This window comes from Aquirufa sp., from assembly GCF_044342065.1.
Lineage (GTDB): Bacteria > Bacteroidota > Bacteroidia > Cytophagales > Spirosomataceae > Aquirufa.
The window spans coordinates 38,187-51,741 of sequence record NZ_JBIIQN010000017.1 but is presented as its reverse complement, the minus strand read 5'-3'; the positions used below and the strand labels follow the sequence as shown (position 1 = coordinate 51,741).

The 13,555-nt window shown below is 42.2% G+C and carries 13 protein-coding genes and 1 tRNA gene; 9 read left to right on the top strand and 5 right to left on the bottom strand.

All coding sequences use genetic code 11. From position 1 onward, the window contains the following. Positions 1-44: 44 nt before the first annotated feature. Positions 45-120, bottom strand: a tRNA-Phe gene (locus ACIQZ2_RS07655). 184 nt (positions 121-304) lie between these two features. Here ACIQZ2_RS07655 and lptB point away from each other — a divergent pair. The 9 genes from lptB (at position 305) to ACIQZ2_RS07610 (ending at position 9,470) form a co-directional block, all read left to right on the top strand. Next, on the top strand, positions 305-1,033 hold the full coding sequence (gene lptB, locus ACIQZ2_RS07650) for an LPS export ABC transporter ATP-binding protein (RefSeq protein ID WP_395768262.1): 729 nt from the start codon (positions 305-307) through the stop codon (positions 1,031-1,033). Between the two features lie 2 nt (positions 1,034-1,035). Further along, entirely contained in the window at positions 1,036-2,163 is a 1,128-nt protein-coding gene (locus ACIQZ2_RS07645) for a trans-sulfuration enzyme family protein (RefSeq protein ID WP_395768261.1), read from the top strand. Then, the gene (locus ACIQZ2_RS07640) at positions 2,160-2,720 is read left to right on the top strand and encodes a sugar transferase (RefSeq protein WP_395768260.1); all 561 of its coding nucleotides are present in this window, start codon (positions 2,160-2,162) and stop codon (positions 2,718-2,720) included. The genes ACIQZ2_RS07645 and ACIQZ2_RS07640 overlap by 4 nt, the downstream gene beginning before the upstream one ends. Positions 2,721-2,838: 118 nt before the next feature. Beyond that, a complete protein-coding gene (recJ, locus tag ACIQZ2_RS07635) occupies positions 2,839-4,602 on the top strand; it encodes a single-stranded-DNA-specific exonuclease RecJ (protein ID WP_395768259.1) in 1,764 nt (587 codons plus the stop codon). Between the two features lie 50 nt (positions 4,603-4,652). Beyond that, positions 4,653-5,705 (top strand): NAD-dependent epimerase/dehydratase family protein, encoded by a 1,053-nt coding sequence (locus tag ACIQZ2_RS07630; RefSeq protein ID WP_395768258.1) that lies wholly within the window; start codon positions 4,653-4,655, stop codon positions 5,703-5,705. Further along, entirely contained in the window at positions 5,702-6,766 is a 1,065-nt protein-coding gene (locus tag ACIQZ2_RS07625; RefSeq protein WP_395768257.1) for an NAD-dependent epimerase/dehydratase family protein, read from the top strand. Before ACIQZ2_RS07630 ends, ACIQZ2_RS07625 begins: the two co-directional genes overlap by 4 nt. Continuing rightward, a complete protein-coding gene (locus tag ACIQZ2_RS07620) occupies positions 6,766-7,506 on the top strand; it encodes a glycosyltransferase family 2 protein (protein ID WP_395768256.1) in 741 nt (246 codons plus the stop codon). The genes ACIQZ2_RS07625 and ACIQZ2_RS07620 overlap by 1 nt, the downstream gene beginning before the upstream one ends. A gap of 1 nt (position 7,507) precedes the next feature. Continuing rightward, positions 7,508-9,046 carry a hypothetical protein gene (locus tag ACIQZ2_RS07615; RefSeq protein ID WP_395768255.1) on the top strand — a complete coding sequence of 513 codons (1,539 nt, stop codon included), beginning with the start codon at positions 7,508-7,510 and terminating at the stop codon, positions 9,044-9,046. Positions 9,047-9,107: 61 nt separating this feature from the next. Next, positions 9,108-9,470: a hypothetical protein gene (locus ACIQZ2_RS07610; RefSeq protein WP_395768254.1), complete on the top strand. Its 363-nt coding sequence runs from the start codon at positions 9,108-9,110 to the stop codon at positions 9,468-9,470. Here ACIQZ2_RS07610 and thrC read toward each other — a convergent pair. From thrC to ACIQZ2_RS07590, 4 genes are read right to left on the bottom strand one after another with little or no spacing between them, the layout of a single operon-like run. After that, on the bottom strand, positions 9,465-10,769 hold the full coding sequence (thrC, locus tag ACIQZ2_RS07605) for a threonine synthase (RefSeq protein WP_395768253.1): 1,305 nt from the start codon (positions 10,767-10,769) through the stop codon (positions 9,465-9,467). The genes ACIQZ2_RS07610 and thrC overlap by 6 nt on opposite strands. After that, the gene (locus tag ACIQZ2_RS07600; RefSeq protein ID WP_395768252.1) at positions 10,766-11,467 is read right to left on the bottom strand and encodes a 2-phosphosulfolactate phosphatase; all 702 of its coding nucleotides are present in this window, start codon (positions 11,465-11,467) and stop codon (positions 10,766-10,768) included. The genes thrC and ACIQZ2_RS07600 overlap by 4 nt, the downstream gene beginning before the upstream one ends. Before the next feature lies 1 nt (position 11,468). Next, a complete protein-coding gene (gcvT, locus tag ACIQZ2_RS07595) occupies positions 11,469-12,548 on the bottom strand; it encodes a glycine cleavage system aminomethyltransferase GcvT (RefSeq protein WP_395768251.1) in 1,080 nt (359 codons plus the stop codon). After that, a complete protein-coding gene (locus tag ACIQZ2_RS07590; protein WP_395768250.1) occupies positions 12,548-13,549 on the bottom strand; it encodes a M28 family peptidase in 1,002 nt (333 codons plus the stop codon). The genes gcvT and ACIQZ2_RS07590 overlap by 1 nt, the downstream gene beginning before the upstream one ends. Positions 13,550-13,555 lie beyond the last annotated feature (6 nt).

Below are 13,555 nucleotides of genomic sequence, written 5' to 3'. Positions count from 1 at the left end.
AAAAACCCTTTCTATTCAGTTAGAAAGGGTTTTTACAATTTAAATGGTGGTAGATCCCGGACTCGAACCGGGGACACACGGATTTTCAGTCCGATGCTCTACCAACTGAGCTAATCCACCGCGTTGGTCCCATGGATATGGGACTGCAAAAATAGGAAAGTTTTTTTTTAATCCCAATTTGGGCCTAAAAATATTTGGATTGGAGCCAACTTAGCTAGCTATCAAACGAAATTTTAAAATCCCACATCTATTCTCAGTCGGATTTTGTAATTTTAAATTCAGCCTAAATTGAAAGGCAAATCATATGATCTTACGTACCGAAAATCTGGTTAAAAAATACGGCCAACGACTTGTCAATGACCACATCTCGTACCAAGTAGCCCAAGGTGAAATTGTTGGTTTATTGGGACCAAACGGAGCAGGGAAGACAACCTCCTTTTACATAGCAACTGGCTTGGTTAAACCGAATGAAGGCAAGGTGTTTTTGGATGATTTAGATGTCACCGACTTACCTATGTACAAAAGGGCTAGGCTTGGTGTAGGCTATTTAGCCCAAGAGGCTTCGGTGTTTAGAACATTGACTGTTGAAGAAAATATCTTGGCCGTTCTCGAAATGACGGATTTGTCCAAAGCAGAACAGAAGGAAAAAACGGAGCGTTTATTGGAGGAATTTTCTTTGACCCATGTTAGGAAAAATCTAGGTCAAGTGCTTTCTGGCGGAGAAAGAAGACGTACCGAAATTGCGCGCGCATTGGCTGTAGACCCGAAATTTATCCTCTTGGATGAACCATTTGCAGGGGTTGACCCCATCGCAGTTGAAGAGATTCAAACCATCGTAGCTAAATTAAAATACCGCAATATTGGTATCCTAATTACCGACCATAATGTGGATGAAACCTTATCCATTACAGATCGTGCTTATCTACTTTTCGAAGGTAAAATTTTAAAAGCAGGTACGCCACAAGAGCTCGCTGACGACGAGCAAGTGCGCCGATTGTATTTAGGAAAGAATTTTGAGTTGAAAAAGAAATAAGCATGAGAAAAGAAACAATTGCCATCCATTCTACGCATTTGAAGGATGAAACGGCAGCTTCCATAGCACCTCCGGTATTTCTAACGACTACTTTTGAGCGGTCCGAGGATGGCACCTATCCCAAAGGGCATATGTATTCTCGTAATTCGAACCCCAACCGGGACGTATTGGAAAAAGGTCTTGCCCAATTAGAAGGCGGGGAACTTGCCTTTGTTTTTGGATCGGGACTCGCGGCTGTTTCGGCTGTTTTCCAGTGTTTAAAATCGGGCGATCATATACTTATGCCCACGGTTGGTTATTATGCTAGCTATAAATTAGCAGAGGAAATTATGGGGCCTTGGGGACTGCTAGTTTCTCAAGTGGATATGACGGATTTGGCTTCTATTGAAGCCGCTATTCGCCCTGAAACCAAATTGATTTGGATTGAAACCCCAGCCAATCCCCTGTTAACATTGACTGATATCGAAGCTGTATGCCAAATCGCCCATTCGCGAGGTATTTTCGTAGGAGTAGATAATACCTTAACCAGCCCCATTTTACAGAATCCCATTCAATTTGGCGCTGATATTGTCATGCATGCAACCACAAAATACATTGGTGGGCATTCAGATATTTTAGGTGGCGCAGTTGTTTTCAAAAAAGCATCAGCCTGGACCGAGCGCGTAAAACGCGTACAAATTTTGATGGGCGCGACACAGAATCCATTGGATTGCTACTTATTAGCACGTGGTTTGAAAACTTTACCGCTGCGTATGCGTGAGCACAGTAAAAATGCCTTGGAATTAGCGACACGTTTAGCGCAACATCCTGGTATAGAACTTGTTCATTATCCAGGCTTACCTTCAAATCCAAATTATGCTTTAGCAATCAAACAAATGCCTAATGGGCAAAGCGGGATGATTTCCATCCAGGTAAAAGGGGACGAGGCCAAAGCGCGCAAAGTGGCAAACACCTTACAGTTATTCCAACAAGCGACGAGTTTAGGTGGAGTGGAAAGCTTGGTTGAGCATCGCAAGTCGATCGAAGGACCAGGAAGTCAAACACCTGGAAATTTATTGCGCTTGTCGATTGGTCTGGAACATGTAGAAGATTTGTGGGAAGATTTAAATCAGGCTATTTCGAAAGCATGAAAAGACTTTTTGATCTAATCGTGGTCATGGTTGCCGGCATGCTATTTGCCATACCGATGTTTGCCCTCGCCATAGCCGTTTGGCTTAGCTCCAAAGGCCCCATATTGTATTGGTCTCAACGAATAGGCAAAGGAAACGCGGTTTTCAATATGCCAAAATTTCGAACGATGCGGATAGAAACACCCGTTTTGCCATCTCATTTATTGGAAAACCCGGACGTTTATTTGACTCCCATTGGATCATTTTTACGAAGAAGTAGTTTGGATGAATTACCGCAATTGTGGTGTATTCTGCGCGGAGATATGTCGGTGGTAGGGCCCAGGCCCGCTTTGTCGAACCAACAAGATTTAATCGACGCTCGTACAGCGAAAGGAATTCATTTAGTTAAACCCGGACTTACCGGTTGGGCGCAAGTAAACGGTCGGGACGAAATTGAACTAGCTAAAAAGGTGCAACTAGATTATGAATATCTTGATAAAAAATCGCTCATTTTCGACCTTTACGTCGTGCTATTGACCTTTTATAAGGTGGTGAAGCGTGAAGGGATTAAGCATTGAAAAGAGTGACGCTGCCGGGGTCTGCGACCCCGGCAGCGTCTACCCCCACGCAAGTTCCTATTTTGTCCTAAAAGTTTCCTGATAATCTAGTTAAACCCTTGCATAAGCACCCTAGCGAATGCAAATTGCCAATAAAAAAATCAACATGCTGCAAGCGAAGAAAAACTGGATACATGTACCCGAACCTGACCCTCAATCGATAAAAAGACTTGGGGATGAATTTCAAGCCCACATTAATCCCTATTTTTTACGATTGCTCGTTTCTCGAAAGCTAGAATCGCTTACCGCTGCTAAATCCTTTATGGTGCCTTCATGGGAGCAATTGTACGATCCCTTTCTGATGAAAGACCTGGATAAGGCCGTTGGCCGACTGAATCAAGCACTGGAATTGGGTGAAAAAATCTTGATTTATGGGGATTATGATGTCGATGGTACTACCTCTGTGGCGTTGGTTTATGGGTATTTATCGCAAGAATTAGGTGCGGATTGCGATTATTATATCCCGGATCGATATGCGGAGGGCTATGGCGTTTCGCAGGCTGGTGTACAATATGCGGCCGACAATGGCTATACCTTAATCATTTCGTTAGACTGCGGAATCAAAGCGCATGAACGCGTACTTTGGTGCAATGAACATGGCATTGACTTCATCATATGTGATCATCACTTACCCGAAGCAACACTGCCAGAGGCCTATGCCGTACTCGATCCCAAACGAAAAGACTGCGCTTATCCCTTCAAGGAACTCACTGGATGTGGAGTTGGGTTTAAACTCCTACAAGGTTTCATTCAAGAAAATGATTTAGATTTAGAACCTCTCGTAGATCGCATCGATTTACTCGCGGCATCCATCGCTGCGGACATGGTCCCCATCATTGACGAAAATCGAGTATTAGCCTATTTTGGATTACAAAAACTTGGCACAAACCCAAGTCCAGGTCTGGGATATTTACTTCAAAAAGCGAATAAAAAAGCCCCGATTCAAATAGCTGATATTGTCTTTTCGATCTCCCCCATCATCAATGCGGCAGGTAGGATGGAACATGCGCACGGAGCCGTTAAACTACTATTAGCTTCTGATGAAACTGAAGCTGGGATGATGGCAGAAGCTGTTATTCAACATAATCTCGACCGCCGCGTTGTGGAGAAAGAGATTGTCCAACAAGCTTTACAAATGTTTGAAGGGAATGATTTTTTACAAAATGCCAGTAGCTCAGTCTTGTTTCAAGCCGGATGGCATAAAGGGGTAGTCGGCATTGTTGCCAGTAAAATTCAGGACTATTATTACCGGCCTACCATCATTCTAACCGAATCACATGGCCAAGTTGTAGGATCAGCACGATCAGTCAAAGGCTTTGATATACATCATGCCCTAGAGCAATGCGCAGATTTATTAACCCAATTTGGTGGCCATACCCATGCGGCTGGCTTGCATTTAACTCAAGAAAACTTACCCGCATTCATTGAGCGATTTGAGTCACTTGTACAAGCTGGAACCCCAAAAGGAGTTCAGCGAGCAGACTTAACAGTCGACATGGAAATTCCATTGCAAGCATTAAGCTTGGCATTTCATGATAATTTATTGACCCGCCTTTCTCCATACGGCCCAGCTAATATGCTGCCTAATTTCTTAAGTTCAGGCGTTTACCTCTGCCAAGCTCCACTTATCATGAAAGAAGAGCATTTAAAAATTGTTATCTCCGACCAGCCCGGAGGGCGTGCATGGGAAGCTGTGGGATTTGGAATTCGCGGTGATTATTACGAAGGTCTAGTTGATGCGTATGAAAAGCAGATTCCATTTAAAATCGTTTATCATTTGGATATCAATGAATTCAGAGGGGATCGAAAACTTCAATTACGCATTTTAGATATGGCTCAATAGATGGTAAAAATTGACATTTTTGTTACCTTTGTTTTTTAAATTAAAATTAGATGTCTAAAAAATTAATCGTAACAGGCTCGATGGGTCTCATTGGCTCAGAAGTAAGTGAATATTTCTTAGAAAAAGGTTGGGAAGTACATGGAATTGATAATAACCAGCGTGCCATCTTTTTTGGATTACAAGGAGATAATTCATCTAACAAAGACCGATTGGCAAAATATGGCAGTCAATATAAATTATATACGGATATCGATATTCGTGATCGCCAAGCCATTTTAGACATCATACCTCAAATCAAACCAGATGCCATCGTACATACCGCTGCTCAGCCAAGTCATGATCGCGCCGCATCGATTCCATTTGAAGATTTCGACACGAATGCCGTAGGGACATTCAACTTGTTGGAATCACTTCGCCGTTATTCGACTGAAGTTCCATTTGTTCACCTATCTACAAACAAAGTATACGGGGACGCGCCGAACAACATCAAAATGAAGGAGTTGGAAACCCGATATGATTACGATGATGCTGCATATGAGCATGGTATCGCTGAACATTTCAGTATCGACCAGTCGAAGCACTCCTTGTTCGGAGCATCCAAGGTTTCAGCTGATATTTCTGTTCAAGAATATGGTCGTTATTTCAACATGCCTACCGCCTGTTTGCGCGGGGGGTGTTTAACAGGCCCTAACCACGCAGGTGTAGAATTACATGGTTTCTTAAGCTATTTGATTAAATGCAATATCGAAGAACGTGAATACAGCGTATTTGGATACAAAGGCAAACAAGTACGTGACAACATTCACTCATTCGATGTGGCGCGTTTTATTGAAGAATTCATCCAGGCGCCACGGGTAGCCGAGGTATATAATATTGGAGGAGGAAAAGATAATTCTGTTTCCATTTTAGAGGCATTTGACTTAATCGCAAAGATTTCAGGCAAGCCAATGAAATATAAATATGTAGATCAAAACCGTATTGGTGACCACATTTGTTACTACAGTGATTTACGTAAAATGAAGGAACACTATCCGAATTGGGATATTACAAAATCATTGGAAGATGTATTTCTTGATATCTACAACCGATACATGGAAGCATGAAAATATTAATAACAGGAGGTTGCGGCTTTGTGGGATCAAATCTAGCCGTGTTATTCAAGCAGTATTACACAGATTCAGAAGTCTATTGCCTCGATAATTTATCACGCCGAGGCTCTGAAGTAAACTTACAAAAAGTACTCACGGCTGGCGGCCAATTTGTTCATGGTGATGTACGAATTAAAACGGATTTTGACCGTATTCCTGCTGTAGACATCGTGATTGATGCCGCTGCAGAACCATCTGTACTCGCTGGGAAAGTACCAGGGGAATTGGAGAATTTGATTGACACCAACTTAAACGGAACAATCAATACACTCTATTTTGCAAAAAGACATCAAGCTGCCATCATTTTCCTTTCCACCTCACGCGTATATCCTTATGATACGTTGGCAGAAGCAAGTTTAGTAGCCTCTCCCAAACGTTTTAACCTGGCAAATGAACAAAAGCTAAGGGGTTTATCAGAACAGGGGGTTGCTGAAAATTATCCATTAGAAGGTTTACGCTCCTTGTATGGGGCAACTAAATTGGCCTCGGAATATTTCATTCAAGAATTTGCACATAATTTCGGTTTACCGGCAGTCATTAATCGCTGTGGGGTATTGAGTGGCCCATACCAAATGGGGAAAATTGACCAAGGCGTCATTGTTCTTTGGATGGCCAAACATTTCTGGAAAGGTCGCTTAGGCTATATTGGATATGGCGGTTTAGGCCAGCAGGCCCGTGATGTATTACATGTTCGAGATTTGTTCCGTTTAGTTCAATGGCAAATAGCAAATTTAGGATTACAAAAAGGGCAAATTTTCAATGTAGGTGGAGGGCTTAGGAACACCGTTTCGCTGGCGGAATTAACAGACCTTTGTTCCCAAATTAGCGGAAATACAATAGAAATGGGTTCCTCACTTGAAAACAGACCAGGGGATTTACCTATCTATGTAACTAACAACAGTAAAATTACGGAGTTTAGTGGATGGACACCTGAAATAAGTGTTTCTTCTTTACTTCAAGAAGTCAATGAATGGTTCATCCGTGATGAAGCCTCGCTAAAAGCCATATTAGCCTAATGAAATTAAGCATCGTTTTACCTGCGTACAACGAAGAAGGTTCCATCGAAGAAACCTTACGAACGCTTTATGCTAAATTGCAGGAAGAACAAATTGACCATGAAATCGTCGTTGTCAATGATAATTCCAAGGATAATACGCTGGGATTGTTAACAACCATTCAAGAAACCATTCCTACTTTGGTGGTACATACGAATCTAGGCCCTAACGGCTTTGGCTATGCCATCCGATATGGATTAGAGCGTTTTCAAGGCGATTGTGTTGCCATTATGATGTCGGATTTATCCGATGACCCAGCAGATTTAGTGGCCTTTTATCGGAAAATGGTTGCTGAAAATCTGGATTGTGTTTTCGGATCTCGATTTGTTCGAGGCGGGTCTACTTACGATTATCCCAAACACAAATATTTGATCAATCGATTTGCAAATACGCTTATTCGCTTGTTGATCGGGATGTCCTATAACGACTCAACCAACGCATTTAAGCTTTATAAAAAATCTACGATACAAGGATTAAAACCTTTTCTTTCGGCACATTTCAATCTTACCATCGAGTTACCATTGAAGGCCATCATTCGGGGGTATAGTTATGGCGTTTTACCTAATTCCTGGCGTAACCGGAAGGCAGGAGAATCCAATTTGAAAATTAAAGAAATGGGTAGTCGCTACCTGTTTATCTTGCTTTACGTCATTATTGAAAAGTATTTATCTCGAAATGATTATTTAAAAAGAGAGGCATAGGATGAAAGCGACGAAAACCAAACTATTTCTTTTCCTCGCCTGTATTCCTGTTTTCATTCACTTTTGTTTATTGCAACAAACACTCATCAACTACCCGCATTGGGGAGATGATTTCCTATTTTTAGAATTACTCGACTATGCTAAATCGCATTCAATTGCAGAGACCTTCGTTGCCCTATTTACACCTCATAATCAGATTCACATCATCGCTTGGGCAAAAAGCATTGTACTCTTAAGTTCCCTGTTTTCGGGTCCTTTGAATTTTAAAATTCTAACCATACTCGCTAATGCCCAATGGCTAGCCATTTTATACCTACTATACCGTTACGTAAAGCATAAACAATATCCTAGCGGCCATTTCGTTGGAATTGCATTTTGTCTATTGGCCCCCTTTGCCAACTTAGATAGTTATTCATTATTGGGATCTCTGTCACACACCTCTTCCTTGCTCTTTATGCTGGGGATTGCTTACCTAATAGAAACCGATGAGAAAAAGCCTTTACTTGTGTTTTTGTTCATGGCTTATCCGCTCGTGCTAACCGAAGGGTGGGTGATGTTGGTCGTAGGTAGTACTATCCTGCTTTACAATAAACATCCCTATGCGCGTATCATTTCAAGCTTAAGCGTATTGGGATTGATATTCTTTGCATTTCACCTAAGTCAGCAGCCATCATCAACAAAATTTACACTAGGTTTACTTGCCACTATACCGAAAGCATTTTTCACCTTTCTTGGGAATTTCGCATGGCCTATTTCAGACTCCTATCGAAACCTTATCAACGCGTCCTCGGGCATATTCATACTTTTTATAAGCCTACTATTCTTTTGGAAACAAAGAGGAAGTAGGCAAGTAACCCGTATTCCATTGCCTTACATCATTTGGCTACAAATATTGGCAACTGCCTTCATGGTATGCCTAGGCCGTGGTGGGGAAAACTTAGAGACACTCGTATTATCAGAACGCTTTTACCCCTATAGTACGATGGCGCTCATTTCAACTTATTTAATTGTGATTCCCTATTTTAAAGATAAAGTGCTGATTGGATTCAGTATCATTTATTTTATAGGATCATTCATACTATTTATGCCCGAAGGCCAACAATTAAATAGTCGACTTCAATCGGATATAACAAATGCAATCCAACAAGATGCTAGCCTAAGCTACCCCGTGCCTACAAGTAGTTTTAGGCTGATAAACGATGAAACTATCTTTCACGGCGAGCCCAATGACTTACTAGCTATTCAACTCCCGAAGGTTTCTGACGATAAAAAAATCGAATATACCGACAACCTAGGGGAGCTAAAGCTTCAGATAGAAGATAAAAACCAGATAAATGATCAACGCTGGCTTGTCATACAATCCAAGGCTAAAGCAGATTCTATTTTCTTTGCTCCATTCTTTCTCGATAAAGCCAAAAAACCCAAAATCATTCATTTCAACTCATTGCAATTAACCGATTTGAGGAGAAAAAATCTTTGGTTATTCACCAAATATGAAAATGGAAAAACTCAAACTAATTATATAGGGTCCATAAATTAAATTGGAATTCTTATTGGATAATCTTTACTTGCAACAAAATAAACCCAAAAAACTCAAACAAATGAAACTTATAAAACATGTCCCAGCTGCCTTGCTCGCCTTCCTCTTTTTATTCGGCGGATTGACCTTTTTCTTTCACTTTATTGAGGAGCCAGCCATGACTGGAAAGCCTTTAGATTTCATGAAACTGTTCGGTGGAACAGGTTATATGACCGTTATCAAAGTATTGGAAGTGATCGGAGGATTGTTGATTATATTCCCAGCGCAACGTGCGAAAGCGATCCTAATTTTAGGTCCTATTGCCGTGAATATCCTATTATTTGAAATATATATTGCTGGGGCAGTAGGCGTAGGAGCCGTATTGGTACTATTGGTATTGATCCAGGCTTACTTTGATCAAGCTAAATTCAAAGCGCTTTTATAGCAACAAGTACCTTTTGAATCCTTCAAAGTCGGTCCCCATGGGGATCGACTTTTTTTGTTTAACTAGTAACTCAGCCAAACGAGTAGGCACCTCTACTTTCGTTCCCAGCGTCTCCTCTACCGTGGGCAAGAACTTTGCATAGTGAGCTGTCGATAATAAAACACCGTAATAATCCCCTGGATATTCAACACCATACTGCGTTAAGCCATCGTAAGCAACTGCTGTATGCGGACACATCACATAAGCCGTCCGTTGGTAAACATCGAGCATAATTTCCTTGGTCTTTTCGTCACTTGTATCGTATCCCTTTACGATTTTTCGCACTTGCTCAATTTCCTCTCCTGCCAATAAACGCATTCGAATAAAATTAGATGGAGCACCTACGTCCATCGCATTGGATATCGTTTCAACAGATGGTTTGGGATGATAATTTCCGCTTGCCAAATAGTCCGGAACAGGATGATTCGCATTACAAGCTGCGACAAATGCTTGAACGGGTAATCCCATTTGATAAGCCATTAAGCCCGCACTCAAATTCCCAAAATTCCCTGATGGCACACTGAATACCACGGGTTTTGTAATCCCTTGCTTGCGCAAAGCCGCATAAGCCGCGAAATAATAAAAAGATTGAGGTATCAAACGGGCAATGTTGATGGAATTCGCAGATGCCAAATTAAACGACGAACGTAATTCCTCATCTAAAAACGCCTGCTTGACTAATCTTTGGCAATCATCAAAAGTCCCATCTATTTCCAAAGCGGTCACATTGCCTTCCAAAGTTGTCAACTGCTTTTCCTGAATATCCGAAACCTTTCCCGACGGATATAAAATCGTCACCGAAATCCCAGGTGTATTAAAAAATCCTTGCGCAACGGCCCCGCCCGTATCGCCCGAAGTAGCCACCAAAATACGAATCTCCCGCTTTGACTTTATTAAATAATGGGACATAATCGCCGCCATAAAACGCGCACCAAAATCTTTAAATGCCATGGATGGCCCATGAAACAATTCCAGTACACCTACATTTTCTTCCAACGAAACCACAGGCGCCTCAAAGGTCATCGAGGAATCGATGATGCCATCAATCTCCGCATCCGTTAAATCATTTCCCAACAGGTTCTTACAAACGGCTTTGGCAATTTCAGGAAGCGAACGTGTGTGAATGGATTCAAAGAAAGACGACGGCAAGACCGGAAATTCATATGGCATATACAACCCATTGTCCGGTGGTAAGCCCCGAAAAATCGCCTCCTCCAAATCTACATCGGCACTTTCGTGTTGTGTACTGTATAATTTCATAACACTAATTTATCTCCTTGCAGGTAGGGTAACACATCGTAACGATCGCGTTCCAAACAAAAAGAAATATCTTTTTCAATCCCAAGTCCCAATAAACGGTTTACGTGGGACGAATGCTTCACCGCCGTTACTAAATCACTCGATGCCACATGATACTGTTTCCAAGCAATCAATGCGGCATCATCCGCCACGGAGTATTGCCCAACGAGTTCATCAATGAGTGCCCCGGCAAATAAGGTATCTTCTAAATTCGGTTTGCCTTTCCAACCAGCGCAAACAACAATCACATCACTGGACCAAGTCTTGAGTGCCCGCACGACGGAAGATATGTTCAAAAATGCGCCAACAAAAACTTTTTCTGCTGATAACGAACGTCGTAAAGCAACCGTACCATTGGTCGTTGTAACACAAATCTTGGCGTCTTTTACACGATCAACCTGATAGGAAAAAGGTGAATTGTCAAAATCAAAACCTGCTGGAGTTACGCCATTGCGTTCGGCCGAAATCAAGTACCCTTGTTCCCGATGTGCAGCACAAACATCCACATCTTCCACTGGAATAATCTCGAGGGCGCCATGCGCAAAGGCAGTCACCATGCACGATGTGGCACGAAAAACATCCACAACCACCACCGCTTTCCCCACTAAATCGTAGAGGTGAATTAAATCAGGCGATAAACAAACGTCAATTTTCTGCATGCTATAAAAATGGCATTTTAACAATTTCTGCCTTTAAGGACTTCTCGCGAATCGAGATAAAAATCTCCGACCCTTGATGCGCCGAAGACACATACCCCATCCCAATTCCCTTCGATAACGTAGGCGATTGTGTTCCTGAAGTCACCTCTCCAATCACCTCCCCCGCTGCATTCAGAATCGGATAATGTTGGCGTGGAATCCCACGATCAATCATTTCAAAACCCACTAATTTCTTTGAAGGACCGGCAGCTTTGATTGCCGCATGGTGATCCTTCATGATGAAATCTTTGTTGAAGGATGTAATCCACCCCAAGCCAGCCTCAATAGGCGAAGTTGAATCATCAATATCATGGCCATATAAACAATAGCCCTTTTCTGTACGTAGCGTATCACGTGCTCCTAAGCCAATCGGCTGAATACCTTCCGAAGCACCTGCGGCAAAAATCGCATTCCACATGGCCAAGGCATTTTCATTCTTCACATAAATCTCAAATCCGCCTGCACCTGTATAGCCGGTATTCGAAATAATGATGTCATCAAACCCCGCCATTGAACCAATTTTGAACGTATAATAGGGCATGGCCGATAAGTCTACCGAAGTCAAGGTCTGCAAAACACCAGCAGCCTTAGGACCTTGAACCGCAAACAAAGAATAATCTGAACTAGCATTCGTCATCTCGACCCCGAAGGTATTGTGGGAAGAAATCCAGTTCCAATCTTTATCGATGTTGGAGGCGTTAACGACCAATAAATATTCATTATCACGAATTTTATAGACCAATAAATCATCCACAATACCGCCTGTTGCGTTTGGCAAACAAGAGTATTGCACTTTGCCATCGATTAATTTGGAAGCGTCGTTGGAGGTTACGTATTGAATCAAATCCAAGGCTTTTTCACCCTTCAGGAAAAACTCACCCATGTGACTTACATCAAAAACACCAACCCCATTCCGCACGCAATTATGCTCAACAATTAAATTCGTGTAGAGTACGGGCATATTATAACCTGCAAAAGGAACCATTTTTGCCCCTAAAGCAACGTGTGTGTCATTCAAATGCACTTGCAATAATTCTTCCATTATTCTCGGTATAAAACTTGTAAAAGAGTTTGTCCCACGGCTTTCAACGTAGACTTATCGATATTCGATAAATTATCTTGATGGGTATGATGATAGGCGCCAAAATCAAATCCGCCATTGACAGGACGTAAATCAATGATATCAATCATCTGAATCTTAGCTATTTCATTCACAGCTGTGTGGTCATCCGAAATACCAAAAGCATCCGCATCTATGAACTGCGCGCCATACCCTAAGTCGGCAGCCGTCGCCCAGATTGAGCGCACTAAACCCGGCGCATATTGCATCGAGGAGCCTTCATGCGGAAATACCGCACCTTTGGCGCCTACCATATCCAATAGAATTCCATAATAAGGTCGGTAGTTTTCAGGCATCAAATGTGCGGCCCAATATTGTGAACCGAGGGCCCAACTTAATGGATTCCCCGCCTCCATATCGTGCGGTTCGCCATGATCTTCTAAATCAAAAAATACAAAATCGACACCTACGTTTGGTTTATCTTTTGTTTCTGATAATATACGTGCTAATTCGATCATCACACCAACGCCGGAAGCGCCATCGTTTGCGGCGTCTATGGGCTCATCTTTACGTACCGAATCTTTATCGGCAATGGAACGGGCATCCCAGTGCGCTGCAATTAAAATACGTTTGGTCGCAGCCGGATTAAAAGATGCGACAATATTAAGTCCTTGTAATTTTTTCCCGTCGTATCGGTTAGCTTCGAAAGGCTGCGTGGAAACCTGTAATCCATAGGATTTCATTTTCGCTACAATCCATTCGCCACAGGCTTTTTGCGCAGCAGAATTTGGTACTCGTGGCCCAAAATCGACTTGTTTCGCAATATATACATACGCTGAATCCGAAATAAAATCCGGAGTTGGAACTATATTAGAAGCCGTCGGGGTTTCTTGCGTACCTGTTTGTAAAGATTGGTATCCGAAATAAGCTCCAGAAAGAACTAGGAGTACCAATAATAATAGCGCGATGCGGGAGCGATTCATCCGGTA